Genomic DNA, 23,860 nt, shown 5'->3' with positions numbered 1-23,860 from the left:
TTTAACCGCCTCCTACGAATTCTAATAGTTCTAATCGGTCTGATGATTTCACCATCTGATTGTGAAACTGTGCTTGTTGTATTAATTGTTGATTGTGTTCAACGACAACTCTATTCTCATCTATTTCTAATTCCTTGAGTATTGCAACAATGGATAATTCTTGTTCAAAATGAAATGTATCGCCATTAATAATAACTTCCACTCGTACAACCTCCTAATTTAAAATCATTTAAAATTTCAGGTTTCACACCACTTTTCAACCACAACGCAATGAGTTCACCTACTACCGGAGACAACAAAATACCATTGCGATAATGTCCAGTAATGACAAATAAGCCCTGTTGTATCTCATCCATGACCGGCTTTTCTTGATTGGTATACGGTCTGACACCAGACCAATGCTTTATAATAGTAGCATTCCCCAATGCTGGCACGTATGTTAGTGCTTGGTGTAACAAGCACTGCATTCCTCCGGCAGTAACATTTACGGAATAATCATTAAAATAACTAGTCGCACCAATTAAATAACGCTGTTTCATTTTAGGTACTATATAACAGCCATCAGTAAAAAATAATGTAGTAGCTAATTGTATATCCCGTGATTCGAATAACATCACTTCACCTTTGACACCAGTAGGTTCATGGGCTTTCAGCTGACCATTCAACAAATAATGACTCCATGCTCCACCAGCTACGATTACTTTTTGAGCTGCAAATTTACCTTTATTAGTACAAACACTATAACCTTCATGGCCTGCTTGGATGTCGGTGACTTCTGTAGAAAATATACGTTCTATATGACGTTTGTGTAATGAAGCTAATAATGCTTTTGTATAACGATTAGCATTGATTTGATGATCATCTGGAATATGAAATGCTGTATTTGTTGGAAAAGAAATATCATAGTTTCTATATTGTTGTATGTCTTTATTTGTCAGTAATCGCACTTGCGGATTATGTTGCTGTAAAAATTCATATTGCTCTAGCACTTGATGACTATGTTGTGCTTCAGCCGCTATTTTCAACAATCCACTTTGTCTATATTCAATATCGATACCAACCTCTTCAGCTATACTATGTGCTAATGGTTCAAAATATTGCTGAGACTTTAACGCTAAACGATATAAAGCACTATCACTATTAAATTCATTTTGTGCACCGAGCATACCACCTGCTTTATAAGAGGCATGTTTTCCCGGTATATCACGATCTATAACTGCTATACGATAAGCTTCGCTATTCAAAGCACGTGCAATGGACATCCCCATTACACCTGAGCCAATAATTAGTACATCATACATGATTACGCCACACCTCACTCAAAGTTTTTAATGTTAACTGTGAAGCTTCGAGAAATAAGTTAATACCACTTATACCATAGAACTCAGTTGATAATTGTTGAGCCGTATTTTCATTAATACCTCCGAGCGCTACTACTGGTATCGGTAATGCTAAAACTGCTTGAATCTCTTTGTTCTTTCTAGGGATTTGACCTGGTTTAGAGCTTGTAGGAAATATATGGCCAAACAATATATAATCAACATGATGTTGCAAGGCAAATTGTGCACTATCGACATTGTGTGTCGACACACTTACCACTACATTAGGAAACTTTTTCTTAATCGTCTGTATTTCTCTTGCTCGTTCTGAGAAATGAATCGCGCTTAATCCACATTGTTCTAATACATAAATATCGCTATGTATAGCTATTTTAGAACGGGAAATTCCATACGTTATAGCTAATTGTATCCATCCAATTAACTCAGTAGATGTCATAGGCGTACGCACTATCAAATAGTCTATATATGGCATCACTCGTTGATAATGTACGATATCAGCATGTGTTAAATGTTTATACTGTGTAATAGCAACTAACAAAAAAGACACCTCAATAAAAAAAACGTTATTTTTCTGGGTAGAAAAATAACGTCTATATCACAAAAGTTAGTCATGTTATCAACGCCACTTTCCTACGCCAGTATCAACTGGATCAGGTTCCAGGAATCCCAAAGTTCACTACTTTAGTCTCAGCCTTTTCAAAGGCACTTCCAGTGGTCTCTAATCTATATAATTTTAATATTACTGTTTCAACAATGCATTGTTATTGTTAATTTAACCTAATCATTAATAAAATGCAAATCCATTTATCGTTGCTTATTGCTCCTAATGCGTTATTTCATTGTCTCGTGCTTCACTTATCATTAGTAATTGTTCCGTTAGTGATTGGCTTTGTGTATAAACTTGACGATAAATATCAAAATATCGCTTATACTGCTGATGATTGACACTATCAGGATGAAATTCTTTGTCATAAGTTACAAAAACACGACTACATGCTTCCATACTATCAAACCAGTTAACACCTGTTGCTGCAATAATAGCTGCTCCCATACTCGGACCTTCTTCATGACTTAATTTGCGCATAGACGCATTAAAAATATCTGCTTGTAACTGCAACCAAAAATCACTTTTAGCTCCACCTCCAGTAGCAGTAATATGTGTTAAAGACTTGCCATTTTCTCGTAAATATAATATTGACTCATACAAGGAATAGCTAATCCCCTCAATCACTGCACGTGCCATGTCACTACGTGTATGCAAACTACTAAGTCCAATCCAACTCCCCCTAATATACGCATCACCATGAGGTGTACGTTCGCCTGAAAGATATGGTGTAAATAATAAACCGTTAGCACCTATAGATGATTGTTGAGCTAGTAACAAAATATCATCAAAGCTAAGCTCTGGTGCTAGTGTTTTTTGGAACCATGCCAAACTATCTCCTGCAGCTAAAGTTACCCCCATAATGTAGGATACATGCGGTAAAGCATGTTGAAATAAGTGCATATTTTGACCATAGCTTGCAGCATTCGCTTCACAAGTCAAAATCACACCAGAGGTTCCAATACTACATAACGTATCATGAGGCTTAACTACACCTGAACCTAATGCAGCACAGGCGTTATCACCACCCCCTGCAAATACTTGAATATTAGTATTCAAACCGAGAGACTTTGCTACATCCGGCTTTACATTACCTACATATGATTCTGCTGAAGTTAGATCCGGAAAGATCTGAGCATCTATGCCAAACAAGGCTCCAGTATCATATGACCATTGTTGCGTTTTCGGGTCTAATAATAAAGTGCTTGAAGCATCAGACACTTCCATAGACAATACTCCAGTTAATTTAAAACGAACATAGTCTTTAGGTAATAAAAACTTATAAGTTCGTTCCCAATTGCTAGGTTCATATTGTTTTACCCACATCATTTTAGTTAAAGTAAAGCCTTCTAGCACAGGATTACCTAGCACATATTGTCCTAAGCGTTTTTTGATAATTTCACACTGCTCAGTCGTTCGTGTATCATTCCATAAAATGGCTGGTCTAATTGCTTCACCATATTGATCGACAAGGACTAAACCATGCATTTGTCCTGAAAACGACATTCCTTCTACTTGTACTACTCTCATACTTTCCATCTCACTAATGGTCTGCAATGTATCTTTAGTGGCTTGCACCCATTCATCTGGGTGTTGTTCACTAAATCCTGCTTGTGGGTGTAGCGTTGTAATTGGCTTATTGGCACTGGCTAACACTTGTCCTTGTTGGTTAACCACAATTGTTTTAACTGCACTCGTACCGATATCTACACCGAGTACTACTTTTTCCATGTAACCTCTAACCTTTCTTTTGTAAATTGACATTGTCGTCACCTAAATTAATACAGTAATCTCCACTATTTGGCAACTGCTTAAATTTCACTACTTGTTACTTCTTTTTTACTATTATAGTTGCGCTAAAAATGAATTTAAGACCTCCCGGAGTCTAATTCAATTTAGACTATCAGTGCTAACAAGGACTTCACCCTTACAACTAAAATTTTCAAATCATCATTTATCGAGGTTCATAATAAACTGTTGTAAAAACTTTTAATCCGTTTTCATTTTGTATAATTATATTAATAAATCTTTCATTAAGTCTTTTTGCTTATCAAACAATTGTTATAGCTGTATAATTTATATAGTTTGTCAAAGGAGTGATATATCATGAGTACATTTTCAACTGATGAAAAAGTACAAATATTATCTGATATTGTAGCTATGAATACAGTTAATGATAATGAAATTGAAGTATGTGAATACTTCCAAAAATTATTTCAACAACACGGCATTACATCAACGATTGAAAAAGTGGATGAACGTCGTGCCAATTTAATTGCTGAAATCGGTGAAACAGGACCTGTTATTGGTATTTCAGGTCATATGGATGTAGTTTCCGAAGGTGATCGTAGTCAATGGAGCTATGAACCATTCCAATTGACGGAAAATGATGGTTTCCTTTATGGTCGTGGTGCTGCAGATATGAAATCAGGTTTAGCTGCACTTGCCATTGCCCTAATAGAAATCAACAATAGCAATACTTTAAACTACGGGAAAATTAGATTTCTAGCGACTTCGGGTGAAGAAATGGAACAACTCGGTTCTCAAAGTTTATATGAACAAGGTTATATGGATGATGTAGAAGCTTTAATCATCGCTGAACCATGTCAAAACATGTTAGTTTATGCACATAAAGGCTCTATGGATTATCGTATTACATCACATGGTGTGTCTGCACATAGTTCCTTACCTATCTTAGGTAAAAATGCTATTAAACCATTAATTGAATTTATTCAAGATATCGATACTACATCAACACAAATAGCTAAAGAAGTTAAAGGCACAGCATTTGATTTTTCTAATATGATTTCTAAATTTAGTCAACAGTTACCACAAGCCATACAAGCAGCTCAAGTAGAAGAAGTATTAAGTGGACTTGTTGTAAGTAATACATTGATTAAAGGTGGCGTACAAGTAAACTCTATCCCAGAATCTGCTGAAGCTGAGTTTAACATTCGAACTATACCAGAATATGACAATAATCAAGTTAAACAATTATTCAACAATACTTTAGCAAAACATAATGAATCAGGCGCTAACTTGGTCAGTGATTTATACCTTGATTTAGATCCAGTATTAACCACAGGCAAAAATAATTTGATTGATACTGCTAAAAACATCGGAGATCGTGTGTTTGATACAGATTTACAAGCTGAACCAACTGTAGCTGTCACAGATGCCTCCAATTTATTAAAAAGTAAAGATGAATCATTCCCATTGCTAGTATTTGGCCCTGGTGAAAATCCACATCAATTAGATGAATGTGTAAGCAAAGACAAGTATTTAACATTCATTGACTTTTACATCGAATTATTAACAACTTATAGTCAAAAATAAATGCTCCCCAAACAAGCGCTCACTAAATTGGAGCGCTTGTTTTCTATATCAATAGTTAAGATTTTCTCACGTTAATGCTTCTTAACAAATAAAAGAAACTGGGACAATTGATTCGTCTCAGTCTCTTTTCATGTTAATGTATTGTTGTTCCAACGGTATCACCTTTGTGCACTTTTTCCACAATGTGTGTTTCCGAACCTGCTGCAATAACTACTTTTTGACAGCCGTGTTGAATTGCTAATACAGCATCTTGAACCTTTGGAATCATCCCACCATAGATTTCTTTTTGTTCAATATATTTTTGAATATCTTTAGCATTGAGTGACGCCTGTACTTTTTCGTCAATAAGCACCCCTGGAATGTCGCTTAAAATATAAATTGGCGCTTCTAAAACTTCGGCTATTTTATATGCTAAAGTATCTGCATTAATGTTGTACTGTTGTTTTGTACCTTGTTTCAATCCTATTGAAGCAATAACTGGAATAAATTCTGATGCTAGCACATTCAATGCAGCAGTATTAATATTGATCGGTTCACCAACAAAGCCATATTGTTGATGTAAAGGTTCAATATCAAACAATTGGGCATCTATACCATTAAGTCCAAGTGCACCTTGTCCTTGTACATTAAATTTACTTACTAATTCAGGATTCACTTTCCCAATTAGTGTCTGACTCGTTATGCTTAATACTTGTTCAGAAGTTACGCGTAACCCATCTTTAAATTCAGGTGCTACATCATTATGAGCTAAAGCTGTATTAATAAAAGGTCCTCCACCGTGTACGATTATTGGCTGATAACCTTGTTGTTTTAACCTATAAATATCTTGGATAATTGAATCATCTAAATTCGTTAATGTACTACCGCCTATTTTAATTACAATATAACTCATTTCATCATCCTCACGTTCTATATGACGCATTTATGCGCACATAATCATAAGTCAAATCACAACCGTAAGCAACAGCGTTACCATGACCATCTCCTACTTTAGCTTCAATGACAATATCATCTTGCTCAAGCTTTGCTTTCATCGTAACTTCATCAAAGGCTACTGACATTCCTTGATGAACAACGTCTGTATCACACAATGAAACATAAGTGTCATCTGGTTCAAATTGATCAGAAGCATAACCCATAGCTGCAACAATACGTCCAAAGTTGGCATCTTCACCATGTATTGCTGTTTTTACTAAATTAGATGACACGATACTTTTCGCTATTTTACGTGCATCGATATCGTCAACGGCTCCATTTACTTTGGCTGTAACTAACTTCGTTGCACCTTCACCATCTTTAGCAATTTCTTTTGCAAGATATTGGCAAACATAATGCATTGCTTCTTGGAATTCTTGCCAATCTGGGTGTTCAGTAGTTAATGGAGCGTGATTCGCTTGGCCATTAGCCATACACAGCACCATATCATTTGTACTTGTATCGCCATCAACGGTAATCATATTAAAAGAATCATCAATCGTCATTTTTAAACTTTGGCTTAATGTTTCACCATCAATATTAGCATCAGTAGTTACAAAACCTAACATAGTGGCCATGTTAGGATGAATCATACCTGAGCCTTTGGCTGTTCCGCCAATAGTAACGGTTGTGCCATCAATTTCTACTTGAACAGCTAAATTTTTAGTACATTTATCTGTAGTTAAAATAGCTTCATTAAAATACTCACTATTATTATATTGTTCTTTTAATACATTCTGTGTTCCATGATAAATTTTATCCATAGGTAAAAATTCACCTATCACGCCTGTGGAAGCAACTCCAACATTGGTCGGTAAAATTTTCAATTGTTCTGCCACCCATTGTTGCGTATCTTTAGCATCTTTCAGCCCTTGTTCACCTGTACAGGCATTGGCATTAGCAGAATTAACTACGATGGCTTGTAATGTTTGATTTTGAGCTATGCTTTCTTGTGTCACGATCAAAGGCGCAGCTTTAAAACGATTTAACGTATACACACCAGCAGCTTGCGCTTCTGTAGTAGAAAAAATCCATCCAAAATCATTGTTATGTTTTCTTAATCCTGTGTGCATGCCACCAGCAATAAATCCTAGAGGTGAGCTGACATCACCTTCAAAATCTACACTTAATTTACTTTTTACTTGTACATTATTATAGTCTTCCATCCCATCTCTCCCATCTATGGATATACTGGCAATTGATTCAATCCTGTAGCTGAATCAAGGCCAAAAAGTTTGTTTAAATTTTGAATTGCTTGACCACTGGCACCTTTTACTAAATTATCGATGACTGACACGATAATTGCTTGGTTACTTTCTTCATTGACATACACACCTATATCACAATAATTACTACCTGCTACCTCTTTTGTTTTTGGAAATTCACCAATGTCTCTGATACGTACAAATGGTGCGTCTGAATAATAACGTTGAAATTGTGCATGTAATGATTCGGTAGTAGTATGTTCTTTTAATTGAACATAAATCGTAGATAAAATTCCTCGTGTCATCGGCACTAAATGTAGGGTAAACGTTACCGCTATTTTTTCATCGGCAAGCTGTGTTAAATATTGTTCAATTTCCGGCTTATGCTTATGTTTTCCTATAGCATAAGCACTGAAGTTTTCATTCATTTCTGAAAAGTGAACATGTTGGGCAAGTGATCTTCCAGCACCGGAAACACCTGTCTTAGCATCTATGATAATAGAATCATTATGGATTATTTGGCTATCTACTAATGGATGTAACGCTAATAAAGTAGCCGTAGGGAAGCAACCAGGATTGGCAATCAATTGTGTATTTGTAGCGTCAACTGAAGACCATTCTGCAATGCTGTATTGCGCTGTATCCAAAGCTGATTGTGGTGCTGCTGTTTCTCCATAAAATTGTTCGTACACAGCTCTATCTTTCAATCTAAAATCACCTGATAAATCTATGACTTTAATGTTTTGCGCTAAAAACTTTGGCGCTAAGTGTTTGCTAATGTTTGATGGCGTAGCAAAAAACACAACATCACATGTAATATTTTCATTTTCTAAAGACTCAAAACGATAGGGTAAATGGTTTAAGTGAGGAAAGGTTCCAGATACGAGTTCTCCTGCCTTAGAATGTGAAAAAATATATTTAATTTTTACACTGGGATGATGTGCTAGCAACCTTATAAGTTCTACCGCACCGTATCCACTTCCGCCTACTATACCAACTTCAATCATTTAGTTCAGTCCTTTCAGAATATTCCGTCTTTTAAGTTCGTTTATTTTTGTAATACTTCAGTTATGACATCGATAACTTTAGTAATTTCTGTCTCATCAATGACTAATGGAGGAGAAATTCTAATAATATTACCTTGTGTTTCTTTGCATAACACACCTTTTTTAATCATCTCTAAACAATAAGGTTGTGCATTTTCTGTCAATTCGATACCGATAAACAATCCTCTGCCTCTCACGTCAGCGATAACATCACTATCAATCAACTGTAAGTTGTTCAGTAACTGTTGACCTAACGTCGCTGAATTTTCAATAAGTTTTTCTTCTATTAATACATCTAAAGCTGCAGTAGACACTGCACATGCCAGTGGATTACCACCAAAAGTCGAACCATGCGTTCCAGGTGTTAACACATTCATCACTGTCTCATCTGCTAAGACTGCTGAGATGGGGTATAATCCTCCACCCAATGACTTACCGAGCAAGTATATATCAGCTGTTACACCTTCCCACTCCGTTGCAAACATTTTACCTGTACGACCTAGACCAACTTGAATTTCATCTGCAATAAATAAAATATTATGTTCATCACAAAGTTCACGTACTTGAGCAATAAAGTTATCAGATGGAATATTCACACCACCTTCTCCTTGAATAGGCTCTAAAATAATTGCAGATGTATGTTCATTAATTACTGATTTTAGCTGTGCTACATCACCGAAATCAATGTAATGCATGTTATCTAATAAAGGTCCAAAACCTTGCTTATAACTTTCTTGCGATGATAAAGACAATGCTCCTAATGTTCTGCCATGGAAATTACCGTTCATTGCAATAATCTCACTGCGTCCTTCTGGCACACCTTTAACATCTTCGCCCCATTTACGTGCAATTTTTATCGCAGTTTCTACTGCTTCAGCACCTGTATTCATGGGTAATACTTTATCTTTATTAGCTAATGTACAAATTTTTTCTTCCCAAACACCTAAATTGTCACTATATAAAGCACGAGAGACCATCGTTATCTGTTCGCTTTGTTCTTGAAATGCTTTGATGATTTTGGGATGGCAGTGCCCATGGTTAACAACTGAAAATCCTGAAATACAATCAATGTACTCATTGTTTTCAATATCCCAAACTTTCGCACCTTTACCTTTGGATAGAACTAGATTCATTGGACTATAATTGATCGAACTATACTTATCTGTATGTGTAATTACATCGTTCTTTAAATCGTTCATCAAAACCCTCTTTCTTTATATTTATTCTTAAAAACGAATTAATATTCGTTATCATACACCTCGACTGTTAATAAGTCAAATTAAATTACAGCTTCTTTTCTGTTATTAATCCTGCTACTCACTATTATCAAATGTTTACCATTTGTCATTATTGCAGCTTCTTTTTAACTTTTGTGATAGATTTAATATTTCAAAAAAACATGGCAACTGCAATTTTTTAAAAGATTCCTATACTATCCAACCATACAATGGGTTGTGCCACACATAATTTTCTAAATATTGTTAATATTCTGAAAAAATAAGTATAACATACTCTCAAACTATTACAACTGTTGTTAACGTAAAATTACATTCAAATTTACATACACAATTTATGCAAGTTTCAAGATAATAATAAATCCGACAAATGAACATATGCTATTTGCCGGATTTATACATGAGTTATTTCATACTTCTATTAATATTTACTTTGAGGTTGTTGAGTCTAGTTGTTGTTCTGCTTTTAATTGTGCAGTCATATTTTTATTAAATTTTTTTGCACGTTTAAAATAGATGCTTTCAAAGTAACTCGTCGTACCTAATTTATAGAAGATTAAAGCTACGATTATAATAACTACAAAATCATATGGATAATGTATTAAGTTTAATCCTTTAAATTCCTTACTACCTATAAACGATAAGAAGGCTAAAGTAATTAAATACACAATAATCCATAAACTACCACCGATTTGTTTTTTCGTGTTTTTCCAATTCATTTTGTATTCATAAAAGAAATAAATTGGTAAACCTAATATAATAATGAAAATAACTTGAGCTGTAGTTGGCCACATCGCCCAATAAATTGCTAATGAAGCTAAGACGAATGAAAATGGTGCCATAAATTTCAACATGGTTGCTCTAAATGGTCTATGCATTTGCGGCGCCATTTTACGTAATGAAATAACCGTCGTAGGTCCAGTTAAATACGCGACTAATGTTGCAGTTGAAATTACACTGGCTAATACTGCCCAATCACGGAATAAAGTTACCATAATCATACTTATAACAGCATTGAATATTATTGCAACACGTGGAATTTTGTACTTTTCATTCATCTGTCCTAAGAATTTCGGTATATGTCCATTTTTTTCCATTGCACGTAACACACGACCTGTAACGGCCACAAATGATACACCAGTACCAAATGGTGAAACCACTGCTTCAATATAAAGTAAAATAGCTAGCCAATTCAATCCAAGTAAAATAGCCATATCAGCAAATGGTGAGTTGAAATTAATACCTGCCCAACCATTGCCGTGGAGCATATCGCTTGGCATTGATGTAATAAAGGTACTTTGCAACACTATGTAAAGCACTGCACTTAATGTTAATGAAATGGCAATTCCTCTAGCAATATTCTTTTCTGGTTTCTCTATCTCAGAACCCATATTAATGATAGTTTGAAATGCATTAAATGAGAAAATAATTCCAGAAGCTGTTGTAGCTGCAAATATTGGCCCACTGCCATAAGGCATAAATGTACCAACTGAGTGCCCATAATTGCCAGTATCGAAGCCAGAAATCATTAACATGATAATTGTTAATAATGGGACACCTAATTTAAACACCGAAATCAGACTAGTGAATGAGGTTAATAATTTAACAGACCAATAATTTAATAATGAAAATATGATGATAATAACGAAGACAGCCAATAAGCCAATATTACTTATTGAGCCTCCTTCCATTAAATTGCCCATAAACTTAGCCCAATCCCAAGGCCATGAACTCATATACTGTACTGCAGAGACTGCTTCAATCGGGATAATTGTTACAAGGGATACCCAATTGGCCCAAGCTGCAATAAAACCAAGCAAAGAACCATGTGTATATTGTGCATAGTTACTCATACCACCGGATTGAGGGAACATCGTGCCAATTTCAATATAGTTATACGCTATTGAGCCAATAACCGCAAAACCGATAATCCACGAAATAATTGCTGCGGGACCAGCAATAGAAGATGCTTCCCACGCACCAAATAACCAACCAGAACCAATAAGTGATCCTAAGCCTAGTAGTACGAGTTGCGCTAAATTAATCTTATTACTCTTATTCTGTTTTTCCATACAAACTCCTATAACATTTTTTGTCTTTTATACTCATCTTTATTCTTGTTATACACAATATACATTTTATTGTATAGTCGATCATTATACACTTATTTAAAAACCAGTCAAACTGCTAAAAATATATAACAATAATTGTATAAATATACTTTATACAGCTAATTGATGCATAATCGTTTTTTTGAATTAACTTCGTTTATGCTATACGTACAGTCAATAAATCGGCACTTGCTTATGTAACTTATTTATTCATAAATTTTATAATTTCTATGCTTTCCACTGAACAATACTTTGTCTCATACAGCCCTTTATAACAACATTTAACCGTTTACATAATCATATAAATTATAAATTTGGTACATTTTTCTCTATAATAATATTTTTTACACTTTGCGAGTGATATATGCATTTTTTCTCACGAAATTAGCCTTTATTTTGTACGATTTAATGTAACAAAAATACGCTGCCGTAAAATACTACATGCTACGAATAAGCATAAAAAAGAAGAGCAGAGCAATCTTATTTTCAAAAGATTACTCTGCTACCCCATATTTATCTACTTTTTAATATGCTAAGCCATTACTGAGGCTTATCTTCTTCTGTCCACCATAGTGCATCTTTAGGATTCTTAATAACTTCTTCATACTCTGACTGACTTTCTACATTCGGATATGCACCACGTAATGATTTATTTGACGTTGACTTGAACATAAAGCCAAAGATTAATAAACCAATAACATTAATAGCTACTAAGTAATAAGATGGTGCAATTTGTTGGCCAGTTGTTTCCACTAAAGTTGATAAAATGAATGGCGTTAGGCCACCAAAAATAGCAGCACCAATATTATATACCAATGATAATGTTCGCAATCTTACTTTAGTATGGAACATACTTGGTAACACTGAAGGCATAACACCTTCAAACGTTGACATAAACAGTGCAATAATAAAGAGACCTATAATTACAACTGGAATGGATGGTATAGTCATTAGCCAAAATGCCAAAATTGAAAATAAGCTAAATCCTGCAAGTCCAAACATCGTTGTACGTTTATTGCCCACTTTATCACTATACCAACCAAAGAAAAAGACTGCTGGTATCATGAGTGCCATGGTTATCGTACTTAATATAGATCCCATCGTACCACCTAGATTAATTGTGGTATTTAAAAATGATGGCATATATGACAGCACCATGTAGTTAGCAACATTTAAAAATGCTACACCAGTAAAGCACACAATAACGTCTTTCCAATAATATTTGAAGATATCTAAATAAGAATATTCTAATTCTTCTTGTTCTTCTAACGTAGATTCATATGCCGGACTCTCATCCAAACTACTACGCAGAATAATACCGACAATACCTAGTGGAGCTGCAATAATAAACGGTATTCTCCAACCCCAATCAGCCATTTGTTGGTCTGATAATAAAGCATACATTGTACCAGCTAATATTGCTGCCAAAATATTACCTGCCAAGGTACCGATTTCTAAGCCACTTCCTAATTTACCGCGAGTACTATCAGGTGAAGACTCAGCAATAAAAGTCATGGCGCCTGCATACTCTCCTCCTGTTGAAAAGGATTGTATCATTCTAACTACAAGTAACAAAATAGGTGCCCAAATGCCTATTTGATCTTGTGTTGGTAACAGACCTAACATCAACGTAGATGCGGCCATTAATAAAATTGTAGTAGATAATACAATTTTTCTACCATATTTATCTCCAAGGTGGCTGAAGAAAATACCACCTATTGGTCTTACTATAAAAGCAAATGCAAATACTGCAAAAGTTGAAATGATTTGCATTTCTTGAGGTAAATTACCAAAAAAGTTTGCACTAAGTATGACTGCCAACTGGGCATACAAACCAAAGTCAAACCACTCTATTGCATTACCAATCCCCGTGGCAACGACTGTTTTTTTGGCTTTACTTGAATCAACGTGATTCACGTTTTCCTTTTTGAATTTCACACAAAAACACCCCTTATTTGTATCTACCTTTACAAATAACCTATTCAGATAAATATAAACACCAAATTAGAAATTTTAATTTTACACACTTTTGCTAAATTAAAATATCTTTCGTTATTTATGCACTTAAAGTTAATACTAAGTTGCTAAAACACTAATCATAAATAAGTTCATTAAAGGGTTAAGCAACTTAATTCACTTTTTTTTAGCGTGGTATAATAAAGTAGTTATATTTAACTTGGAGGTGCAAACATATGAAACAACTTTATTTTAATCATGACGGTGGCGTGGATGATTTAATTTCATTATTCTTATTATTACAAATGGAAAACATTAATCTTATTGGTGTAAGTGCAATTGGCGCAGATAGTTATGTAGAACCTGCAACGAGTGCATCCCAAAAAATTATCAATCGCTTTTCAACTACACAGATAGATGTTGCCGCTTCTAAAGAACGTGGCAAAAACCCATTCCCTAAAGATTGGCGTATGCATGCCTTTTTTATGGATGCTTTACCTATTTTAAATGAACCTACCGCTTCACAGTCTACAATACTTGATACCGACGCCTATCAAGATATTATTGACAAAGTAAGTCAATCTTCTGAGCCTGTAACCTTATTATTTACTGGACCATTAACTGATTTAGCTAAAGCTTTAGCAGTAAATCCAACTATAGAACACAATATTGCACGTTTAGTATGGATGGGAGGCACATTCTTATCAAAAGGTAATGTTGAAGAGCCGGAACATGATGGCAGTGCCGAATGGAATGCTTTTTGGGACCCTGAGGCTGTAGCTGCAGTATTTAATACTACTATTTCAATTGATATGGTTGCGCTTGAAAGTACCAATCAAGTACCGTTAACACCTGCTATTCGACAACAATGGGCCGACGAACGTCATCATATCGGGGTTGATTTCTTAGGAGTTAGTTACGCAGCAGTTCCACCACTAACACATTTCCAAACAAACTCTACTTACTTTTTATGGGATGTATTAACAACTGCTTATATTGGTAAACCTGAATTAGTACATCAATACACTGTGAAAGCCGCTGTTATCACTGATGGTCCTAGCCAAGGTAAAATTTACCAAGATGAAACTAACGGTCGAGAAGTAGACGTTGTTACTCATGTTGATCATGATGACTTTTTCTTATATATTACTGATTTAGCTAAAAAAGTTACACACTAACTTACAACACACATAGGAAGCGCTACAAAGACCTAGTGTTATTAAAAATTTTGTCGTCTCAATCTCTTGCTTTAAACATAAACGAACCTTAGGCTACTCTCACCTAAGGTTCGTTTAATATTGAAAGTTTTTTGGCCAATTACAGAAGAAAGCCCACTAGCCAAAGACACTAGCCTAAGGCAACGCCTACGGAAGTCTGTACAAAAAATCTGCCAATAAAACCGAAAACTTTGTCTGTATCCTCTTGTTTTATTGTCAGTAAACAGACCTTAAACATTAGTACTCCAAAAGATTTTTCTATATATTAGCAGTAATTTGAGCCGACTCCTGCGGGAATAGCACTAGCTGAAGACTACAGGTTGAAGCAGTGCCCGCGGAAAGCGTGCACAAAAACTGCTAACAAAATCGGTTTTCACTACATCCACTGAAATGATTCCTAGACACCTCTCGCTCACCTTTATACTGTCAATAACTTGTTGGAGTTAAAAACTGTTCATCTATAATCGAACGTGTATGTTGTTGTAAATGCGCTACAGACATATCACTATCTTCTTTAAACTGTACAGAATGTTTATCTGCTAACTTAGTTGGATATCGATGTAACGGATATACAGCAAAATTATATCTGCTATCGCTATTGCCAGGGTCTACAATTTCATTATGAATGACTAATGATTTCCACCGTACATCCTCAATCGACACCCCTTTAGGACTTTTGTTAATATCAAAATTCACACTTCCACCAAGGATATTTTTCTCGTCACCTGTTTCTTGGCCATTAAGAAAATTTCCCAGTGAATAGGCTACCAAAGTACGCTGACCATGCTTTCCTTCAACCCATTCCATTGGTTGTATAACGTGAGGATGCATACCTAAAACAACATCAACACCTTCATCTGCAAACAATTGTGCATAATACCGTTGCTTGTTACTAGGCTTACTTTTGCCTTCTTTGCCCCAATGCGCGGATACAATAATTACATCACTTAATTTACGCGCTTTAGCAATATCACGTTTAATCACCGCTTCATCGAAATAATTAATATGATAAGGCGCTTTACGCTTTAGACCATTCGTACCATATGTATAACTCAGCATAGCAACTTTAATACCTTTAACTTTTTTAATTGGAATATTATTACGATCTTCGGACGACTTAAATGTACCAGTGTACATTGTACGATGACGCTTCCATAAATCAATTTGATGTTCCAATCCAGCTACTCCTTGATCTAAAGCATGATTATTAGCCCCATTAATAAGATTAAAACCACTTGCTACTACATTTTGTGCTAACTGGCTTGGTGTATTAAAACGTTTAAAACCTGAAAATGCTTTATCATCTCCACCCATAGGAGATTCTTGATTAATATACGCTATATCTGCTGATTGAATATACTGTTCTACTGGTTTATACATTTCACTAAAATCAAACGTACCATCTTGTTGACGCGCATCATTATAAACTACAGGATGGATTAAGTTGTCACCTACTGCCACAACAGAGGTATGTTTGTCCAAATATTTCAGTTCATTTAACGTTGTATAACCAACACACAAAAATAAAATAATCACTAAACTGAACGTTAGTCTATATTTCTTCATTTTATTATCCCCTTATATATGTGTGATTATAATAATGAATTAAAAAAAGTAATCATAAAAACATAAGTTTGTTTAATATGATTACTTTTATTATATTATTCTAGAATCGTTTGACTCTCTTTTTCATGCAACATTTGAGTTATTTGATTATATTCATTCATCACAGCTACTTTAGGAACATGTGACTGGAGTTCTTCTTCATTCAGAGCAACATAGGTCATAATAATTACAACATCATCCACTTCAACCAAACGTGACGCAGCACCATTCAAACAAATCTTGCCACTACCTCGTTCACCTTCAATAACATACGTTTCAAAACGCGCACCGTTATTATTATTTACAATCGCTACTTTTTCATTAGGTAAAATATCCACAGCTTCTAGTATATCTTTATCAATCGTAATGCTGCCTACATAATTCAAATTAGATTCTGTCACTCTGGCTCTGTGAATTTTAGCATTCATCATTGTTCTAATCATTAAGATACCTCTCCTATTATAATATTATCGATCAAGCGTGCTGTAGAAAATTTCACTGCTAAAGAAATAAAAATACGTCCTGATATGTACTTTTGTTCCTTTAATTCTGGATAACTGTATACAGCAACTTCTTCTACATTACCACTCGTATGAGAGGTCAAACATTGTGTCACACCTTTTATGAGCACGTCACTGCGACGTTCACCTTCATCATATAATTGCTTAGCATAGCACAAACTTTTGTATAAATGTACTGCTTCTTCACGTTCTTGAGTAGTAAGATAAATATTGCGTGAACTTTTAGCTAAACCATCTGCTTCCCTAATAATATCAACACCTACAATACGAATATTATGATTAAAGTCTGCTACCATTTTTTCAACAATAGCTAATTGTTGGGCATCTTTTTTGCCGAAGTAAGCAACATCTGGTTGAATAATATTAAATAATTTATTTACCACTGTAACGACACCATCAAAATGACCTGGTCGTTGTGCACCTTCTAACACTGTAGCAAGTCTACCTACTTTTAACGCTACACCTAATTCAGCTGGATACATATCATCAACTGATGGATAAAACACATAATCCACACCTACAGTCTCTACTAAACTGACATCTTGTTCAATTTGCCTTGGATATGCATCAAAATCTTCATCAGGCCCAAACTGTAAAGGATTTACAAATACACTCGCAACAGTGATATCTTGCTCTCTCACAGATTGTTGCATCATGGTTAAATGACCATCATGTAGTGCACCCATTGTAGGTACAAAACCTATAGATTTATTTGATTTTCTTAATTGTAGCATTAACGATTGCATCTCTTGAATATTTGAAATAACTTGTGTCATTGTTCTACTCCTCGTCCCAAACTTTCTTTTTGTACGTATGTTCAACTGATGGAAATTCATGCTTTTTCACTTCTGTATGGTATTGTTGCAATGCTTCAACACCTATAGCAAAATCACCATATTGTTTGACGAATTTAGCATGTCGGTCTACACCATAATTTAAAACATCGTGATAGACCAATACTTGCCCATCTGTACCAACACCTGCACCAATACCGATCACCGGAATAGTCAAAGTCTTACTAATTTTACGTGCTAAGTCACTAGGCACAGCTTCTAACACAAGCATAATTGCGCCAGCTTGTTCCATGCGTTGTGCATCAGCTACTAACTGTTGTGCTGCTTCAGTCGAAGCACCTTGCATTTTATAACCCATAATACCGACACTTTGTGGTGTTAACCCAAGATGGGGTACGACTGGGATGCCTAATGCTTTACAACGTATAATAAATGATTCAATATGTGCACCTTCAGCTTTAATCGCATGTGCCCCACTTTGTTGATATAAACGAACTGCATTAGCTATATCTTGGTCTGGATTACTGCCCACCGTCCCAAAAGGCATATCAACAACGATAAACGTATTCGGTGCGCCTCGCTTCACAGCTTTACTATGATGTATCATATCGTCTAAAGTAACTTGAACTGTACTGTCATAACCAAGCACTGTCATACCTAAAGAATCACCGACTAATATCGTATCAATATGCGCTGCTTCTACTTGTTTGGCACTTGGATAGTCATAGGCAGTGAGCATAGATATCTTTTCCTTATTTTGTTTCATTGTTAATAAATCACTTATAGTTTTAACCATCATTTAACCCCATTTGTTATAATATTAGCAATAGTATATAAAAATCATACCCAAAAAGGAAGTAGTAAGATATGACAAAATTTGCTGTAATTGGACCAGGTGCTGTAGGTTGTACTATCGCTTATGAACTCAAAAAATCTTTTTCTACTGTAAGTTTATTAGGACGTCAACATAAGACGATCAATTATTACCCGGGAGATAATAATGTAGCACAACCGCTAAATGTCACACCATTAACCGAAGCTAAAGGTAAGGTTGATGTTGTATTTGTTGCTGTCAAAACGTATCAATTAGATTCTGTAATGCCTCATATACAACGGATTTGCTCCTCTAATACACTTGTAATTTTAGCGCAAAATGGTTACGTCAATACAGATAGTTTACAGCTACCGCATATCTATCAAGCAGTAGTCTATATTAGTGGCCAAAAGCAGCACGATAACGTGTTGCACTATCGAGATGAAATACTTCATATTCAAAAAGATTCACATACACAAGCACTTGCACGACAACTTCAACATACACAACTCACTTTAGTTTTAGAAGACGATATCACTACTAAAATTTGGTATAAATTGCTTGTTAATTTGGGTATTAATACAGTTACTGCGTTAACACAAACACCTGCCAAAGTATTACAAACTGAAGAGGCTAAACAATTATGTCGTGACTTATTACTTGAAGGTGTACAAGTTGCTAAAGCTGAAGGCATTCAGTTACCTCAAACTATTGTTGATGACATCTTTTCTATTTATAATGGTTATCCTGATGAAATGGGTACAAGTATGTATTATGACTATTTACACTCACGTCCTATAGAAGTAGAAGCCATACAAGGTTTTATCTTTCATAAGGGAATTAAACACAATTTAGCAATACCTACAATTCGTACAACTTATAAATTACTTCATACCTATCAACAACATGTTAAGTTATAAAACATAAAACTATTTATATTAACAATTTACATTGTCACTTATAAAAATGGGTTCGAATCCAACCATTTCTATAGACATACAAAAAAGAACTTGGAACATTATTCACGTTCCAAGTTCTTTTTACTGTACAATTATTTTTATAGTTTTGGCGCTATTATTTAATAGTTCCTGCATCTTTATCACTTACACCATGTTGATAATAATCAATATACTCAGGTGCTAATAATTCTTTGCCACGAATAATATCTGCTGCTTTTTCTGCCATCATCAATACTGGCGCATGGATATTACCATTTGTTGTACGTGGCATGGCTGATGCGTCCACAACACGTAAGTTTTCCATACCATGTACTTTCATTGTCTCAGGATCAACTACTGACATTGGATCTGATGCTGGGCCCATCTTCGCACTACATGAAGGGTGTAATGCTGTTTCACCATCACGTTTAACCCAGTCAATAATTTCTTCTGGTGTTTGTACTTCTGGCCCAGGTGAAATTTCACCACCATTATATTTATCCATAGCTGATTGATTTAAAATGTTACGCGCAACTTGAATTGCTTCTACCCATTCACGCTTATCTTCTTCTGTTGATAGGTAATTAAAGATAAATTCTGGTTTTTCAAATGGATCTTTTGACTTAATTTTTAAATGTCCACGTGAGTTAGAGTACATTGGTCCTACGTGTACTTGATAGCCGTGTGCAACTGGTGCTTTTTGACCATCATATCTTACAGCTATTGGTAAGAAGTGGAACATTAAGTTTGGATAATCTACTTCGTCATTCGAACGTACAAAACCGCCACCTTCAAAGTGGTTAGATGCTGCTGCACCTTTACGTGCAAATAACCATTGCATACCAATCCAAGGCATTTTTAGTTTATTTAAACTTGGTTGTAATGAAATTGGTTCCTTACTCTTATGTTGTACGTAAACTTCTAAATGGTCTTCAAAGTTTTCGCCTACACCTGGTAAATCAATACGAGGTTCAATATCCATAGATTTTAAGAACTCTGCATCACCAATTCCAGATAATTGTAATAATTGTGGTGTATTGATGGCACCACCTGATAAAATAACTTCTTTTGCATTTATCGTTTGTTCTTTGCCATTACGTTTAAAGGTAACGCCAGAAACTTTATTATTACTTTCAAAGTTAATTTTCGTAACAAATGCACGTGTTAACACATCTAAGTTTTTACGACGCATTGCAGGGTGTAAGTATGCTCTTGAAGCTGACACACGACGGCCATTACTTACGTTACTATCGAAAGGTCCAAAACCTTCTTGACGGTAACCATTCACATCTGGTGTCTTATTATAGCCCGCTTCTACACCAGCGTCGAAAAATGATTGGAATAATGGGTTATCTGCTGGTCCACGTCTTAATTTTATCGGACCATGATGACCACGATATTGATCGTCTTTTGTTGCACCAAATGTATTTTCTAATCGTTTGAAATATGGTAAGACGTGTGCAAAGTCCCAGCCTTCCATACCTTCTGGTTCTGCCCACTTTTCATAATCAAGTGGATTACCGCGTTGATAAATCATACCGTTAATAGAACTTGAACCGCCTAACACTTTACCTCGGGCATGTCCTACTTTACGACCATCCATAAATGGTTCTGCATTTGTTTCATAAATCCAGTCATATAGTTTATTACCTGCTGGATACATTAACGCTGCTGGCATTTGAATTAATAAATCCCAAAAATAGTCACTACGTCCTGCTTCTAACACTAATACATTTTTCGATTTATCTTCACTTAAACGTGCGCCTAGTACTGATCCAGCACTACCGCCACCAATAATTATATAATCATAAGATTGTTTCATGTGTGTAAAAACCTCCTAAGTTTGTCTTAATTGTGTGCTTATTTACCAAACCAATTCACTGGTTCTGGATTTGTATTACGTAATATATGTTTTTCTTCTTGATATTCTGCTAGTCCTGCTTTACCTAACTCTCTACCAATACCTGATTGTTTGTAGCCACCCCAAGGTGCTTGTGCAAAATATGGATGGAAATCATTAATCCATACCGTACCCATTTTCAACTTACTAGCAACGCGTTCTGCTTTACCTACATCATTCGTAAAGACGCCACCAGCTAAGCCATAAATAGAATCATTAGCTAATTGGATCGCTTCTGCTTCTGTATCAAAACCTTCAATTGTCACTACAGGGCCAAAGACTTCTTCTTGCACGATGCGCATTGATGTATCACAGTTCGTGATTACAGTTGGTTCAAAGAAGAAACCGTCTTGTAAATCTTCACGCTCTGGACGTTTACCACCAATCGCAATCGTTGCGTTCTCGTCTTTTGCAATTTCCATGTAGTTTTCAATTTTCGTTCTATGTTCTGCAGAAATGACTGGTCCCATTTCTGTTGTTTCATCAAAGCCATTACCTAATTTGATATTTTTTACACGTTCGATTAGTGCTGCTTCAAATTTATCTTTGATATCGTTATGCACAATAATTCTAGAACCTGCGGAACATACTTGTCCTGCGTGGAAATAACCACCATTTAAAGCTTGATCCACTGCTAAATCAAAATCAGCATCGTCAAAGATGACGTTAGGGTTTTTACCACCTAATTCTAGGGCGATATTTGTCACATGGTCCGCTGCTTGCTTCATAATGTGTTTACCAGTTTGAATTCCACCTGTGAAAGAAACTAAGTCTACTTCTGGATGAGAAGATAACGGTTCTCCTACTTCAGATCCTTTACCTAAGACTAAGTTGATAACCCCTTTAGGGAAACCTATTTCTTCCATTAATTCGAATACTCGAATCGTTGTTAAAGGCGTAATTTCACTTGGCTTCATAACTAAGGAACAACCAGCTACTAATGCTGGTGCAATTTTCCATGAAGCTTGTAATAAAGGATAATTCCATGGTGTAATTTGTGTCACCACTCCTACAGGCTCTTTTACAACTTTACTTGTTGAGTTTGGAATTGGTGAATCGATTAATTCACCTCCGTCTTTATCGCCTAAACCTGCAAAATACATAAAGACATTATGGATATCGTCCATATCAGCATATGATTCTTCCAAAGTCTTACCAGTATCTAATGTTTCTAGTCTTGCTAATTCTTCTTTATTCGCTTTGATTGCATCTGCAATTGCTCTTACTTTCTGTGCTCTGACTTCACTTGTTTCTTGAGTCCATTCACCTAATTCAACCGATTCTCTCGCTGCCAAAATTGCGCGTTCAGCATCTTCGGCTGTGCCTTCTGCAACTTCTATAATTGTTTCTTGATTATATGGATTGATAATTTTACGTGTTTCATTATTTGCACTATCTACCCACTCACCATCAATATATTGACGACGAGATAAATTGTTTACAAGTTCCATCAAAATACCTCCGTTAACTTTGTTAAATTTTTATTTAACGAATTTTACAAACTTATGTTAGCATAGTAATTGAAAGTGTGTCAAACGCATTTAATTATTAAAATCGACGCTATACATCAAAATATCATGTAGTATTATGGTAATATTGGTATCAACGCGTCTTATTTTATTAATAATATTATGAATGGATTTGGAGGTGCACCTTATGGTGAATAAAGAACAACCTGAAGTGTTAGTAGACCAAGCTAAAGATATTGTTATCAATGCAATCGGTGCAACTATGGACTTGTATGGTATTAATCGGAGCGTCGGAAATTTGTATGGCACGATGTTATTTGAAGAAAGCATGACTTTAGACGAAATGCGTCAACAACTTCAAATGAGTAAACCTAGTATGAGTGCCGGTGTCAAACGTTTACAAGAATACGATATCGTGAAACAAAAATTTACGCGTGGTAGTAGAAAGCAACACTTTATTGCAGAAAAAAACTTTTTCAATTTCTTCAGTAACTTCTTCCCTCATAAATGGAATCGAGAGATTGAAATTAATAGAGACGGTGTTTATGAGGCGGTTGAACTTTTAGATAAGCTCATCAATGATGAACAGGTTGACGCTGATACTAAAACAGAAGCTGAAACAATTAAACAGCAACTTATCGACACGTTACCTTACTATGAATGGCTGGCAAATTTAAGTGACGCTATTGAATCAGGTGAAATTTTTGAATATTTCCCAATTCCAGAACAAAAAGAAATTAAATAACGTAGACAAGAGACTAGGACAATATTGATTGTCCTAGTCTCAGAACGTG

20 protein-coding genes and 1 riboswitch are annotated in these 23,860 nt (G+C 35.3%); of the genes, 4 read left to right on the top strand and 16 right to left on the bottom strand.

Features of this window, described 5'->3' with window-relative positions; all coding sequences use genetic code 11:
• Position 1 precedes the first annotated feature (1 nt).
• From thiS to xylB, 4 genes are all read right to left on the bottom strand, one after another.
• A complete protein-coding gene (thiS, locus tag MUA37_RS01620) occupies positions 2-202 on the bottom strand; it encodes a sulfur carrier protein ThiS (protein WP_002508862.1) in 201 nt (66 codons plus the stop codon).
• Positions 186-1,301 carry a glycine oxidase ThiO gene (gene thiO, locus MUA37_RS01615; RefSeq protein WP_002508863.1) on the bottom strand — a complete coding sequence of 372 codons (1,116 nt, stop codon included), beginning with the start codon at positions 1,299-1,301 and terminating at the stop codon, positions 186-188. The genes thiS and thiO overlap by 17 nt, the downstream gene beginning before the upstream one ends.
• The gene (locus MUA37_RS01610; protein ID WP_262615492.1) at positions 1,294-1,878 is read right to left on the bottom strand and encodes a thiamine phosphate synthase; all 585 of its coding nucleotides are present in this window, start codon (positions 1,876-1,878) and stop codon (positions 1,294-1,296) included. Before MUA37_RS01610 ends, thiO begins: the two co-directional genes overlap by 8 nt.
• A gap of 72 nt (positions 1,879-1,950) precedes the next feature.
• Positions 1,951-2,060: riboswitch (TPP riboswitch) on the bottom strand.
• A gap of 103 nt (positions 2,061-2,163) precedes the next feature.
• Positions 2,164-3,675, bottom strand: coding sequence for a xylulokinase (gene xylB / locus MUA37_RS01605; protein ID WP_142019322.1), 1,512 nt, complete (start codon positions 3,673-3,675; stop codon positions 2,164-2,166).
• A gap of 375 nt (positions 3,676-4,050) precedes the next feature.
• Between xylB and MUA37_RS01600 the strand changes: the two genes are divergently transcribed.
• Positions 4,051-5,280, top strand: coding sequence for an ArgE/DapE family deacylase (locus MUA37_RS01600; protein ID WP_142019321.1), 1,230 nt, complete (start codon positions 4,051-4,053; stop codon positions 5,278-5,280).
• A 133-nt stretch (positions 5,281-5,413) separates the two neighbouring features.
• Here MUA37_RS01600 and argB read toward each other — a convergent pair whose 3' ends face one another.
• From argB to MUA37_RS01570, 6 genes are all read right to left on the bottom strand, one after another.
• Positions 5,414-6,172 carry an acetylglutamate kinase gene (gene argB / locus MUA37_RS01595; protein WP_031266779.1) on the bottom strand — a complete coding sequence of 253 codons (759 nt, stop codon included), beginning with the start codon at positions 6,170-6,172 and terminating at the stop codon, positions 5,414-5,416.
• Positions 6,173-6,182: 10 nt separating this feature from the next.
• Positions 6,183-7,421, bottom strand: a complete 1,239-nt coding sequence (gene argJ, locus MUA37_RS01590) for a bifunctional glutamate N-acetyltransferase/amino-acid acetyltransferase ArgJ (RefSeq protein WP_262615490.1) — start codon at positions 7,419-7,421, stop codon at positions 6,183-6,185.
• A 14-nt stretch (positions 7,422-7,435) separates the two neighbouring features.
• Positions 7,436-8,467, bottom strand: a complete 1,032-nt coding sequence (gene argC, locus MUA37_RS01585; RefSeq protein ID WP_262624768.1) for an N-acetyl-gamma-glutamyl-phosphate reductase — start codon at positions 8,465-8,467, stop codon at positions 7,436-7,438.
• 41 nt (positions 8,468-8,508) lie between these two features.
• Positions 8,509-9,705, bottom strand: a complete 1,197-nt coding sequence (gene rocD / locus MUA37_RS01580; protein WP_142019319.1) for an ornithine--oxo-acid transaminase — start codon at positions 9,703-9,705, stop codon at positions 8,509-8,511.
• A 464-nt stretch (positions 9,706-10,169) separates the two neighbouring features.
• Entirely contained in the window at positions 10,170-11,813 is a 1,644-nt protein-coding gene (locus MUA37_RS01575; RefSeq protein WP_262624767.1) for an APC family permease, read from the bottom strand.
• A 579-nt stretch (positions 11,814-12,392) separates the two neighbouring features.
• Positions 12,393-13,790: an MFS transporter gene (locus tag MUA37_RS01570; protein ID WP_021459660.1), complete on the bottom strand. Its 1,398-nt coding sequence runs from the start codon at positions 13,788-13,790 to the stop codon at positions 12,393-12,395.
• Between the two features lie 254 nt (positions 13,791-14,044).
• Between MUA37_RS01570 and MUA37_RS01565 the strand changes: the two genes are divergently transcribed.
• Positions 14,045-14,986: a nucleoside hydrolase gene (locus tag MUA37_RS01565; RefSeq protein WP_021459661.1), complete on the top strand. Its 942-nt coding sequence runs from the start codon at positions 14,045-14,047 to the stop codon at positions 14,984-14,986.
• A 465-nt stretch (positions 14,987-15,451) separates the two neighbouring features.
• Here the strand turns inward: MUA37_RS01565 and MUA37_RS01560 are convergent, their stop codons facing one another.
• From MUA37_RS01560 to panB, 4 genes are all read right to left on the bottom strand, one after another.
• A complete protein-coding gene (locus tag MUA37_RS01560; protein ID WP_167867803.1) occupies positions 15,452-16,591 on the bottom strand; it encodes a CapA family protein in 1,140 nt (379 codons plus the stop codon).
• 95 nt (positions 16,592-16,686) lie between these two features.
• Positions 16,687-17,073 carry an aspartate 1-decarboxylase gene (panD, locus tag MUA37_RS01555; RefSeq protein WP_002508875.1) on the bottom strand — a complete coding sequence of 129 codons (387 nt, stop codon included), beginning with the start codon at positions 17,071-17,073 and terminating at the stop codon, positions 16,687-16,689.
• A complete protein-coding gene (panC, locus tag MUA37_RS01550) occupies positions 17,073-17,927 on the bottom strand; it encodes a pantoate--beta-alanine ligase (protein WP_021459663.1) in 855 nt (284 codons plus the stop codon). Before panC ends, panD begins: the two co-directional genes overlap by 1 nt.
• 4 nt (positions 17,928-17,931) lie before the next feature.
• Positions 17,932-18,741 (bottom strand): 3-methyl-2-oxobutanoate hydroxymethyltransferase, encoded by an 810-nt coding sequence (panB, locus tag MUA37_RS01545; RefSeq protein WP_002508877.1) that lies wholly within the window; start codon positions 18,739-18,741, stop codon positions 17,932-17,934.
• Positions 18,742-18,812: 71 nt separating this feature from the next.
• Between panB and MUA37_RS01540 the strand changes: the two genes are divergently transcribed.
• Entirely contained in the window at positions 18,813-19,679 is an 867-nt protein-coding gene (locus MUA37_RS01540) for an oxidoreductase (protein ID WP_021459664.1), read from the top strand.
• Positions 19,680-19,833: 154 nt separating this feature from the next.
• On the opposite strand, the gene betA is transcribed toward MUA37_RS01540, so the two are convergent.
• Positions 19,834-21,519, bottom strand: a complete 1,686-nt coding sequence (gene betA, locus MUA37_RS01535) for a choline dehydrogenase (RefSeq protein ID WP_262624766.1) — start codon at positions 21,517-21,519, stop codon at positions 19,834-19,836.
• Between the two features lie 38 nt (positions 21,520-21,557).
• A complete protein-coding gene (gene betB, locus MUA37_RS01530) occupies positions 21,558-23,048 on the bottom strand; it encodes a betaine-aldehyde dehydrogenase (protein ID WP_204176968.1) in 1,491 nt (496 codons plus the stop codon).
• A 205-nt stretch (positions 23,049-23,253) separates the two neighbouring features.
• Between betB and cudC the strand changes: the two genes are divergently transcribed.
• Positions 23,254-23,811 (top strand): choline uptake/conversion transcriptional regulator CudC, encoded by a 558-nt coding sequence (gene cudC, locus MUA37_RS01525; protein ID WP_002508881.1) that lies wholly within the window; start codon positions 23,254-23,256, stop codon positions 23,809-23,811.
• Positions 23,812-23,860 lie beyond the last annotated feature (49 nt).

The organism is Staphylococcus arlettae, from assembly GCF_025560845.1.
In the GTDB taxonomy this organism is placed as follows: domain Bacteria; phylum Bacillota; class Bacilli; order Staphylococcales; family Staphylococcaceae; genus Staphylococcus; species Staphylococcus arlettae.
Note: the sequence above shows the minus strand (reverse complement) of the source record. Positions and strands in the feature narration are given on the sequence as shown.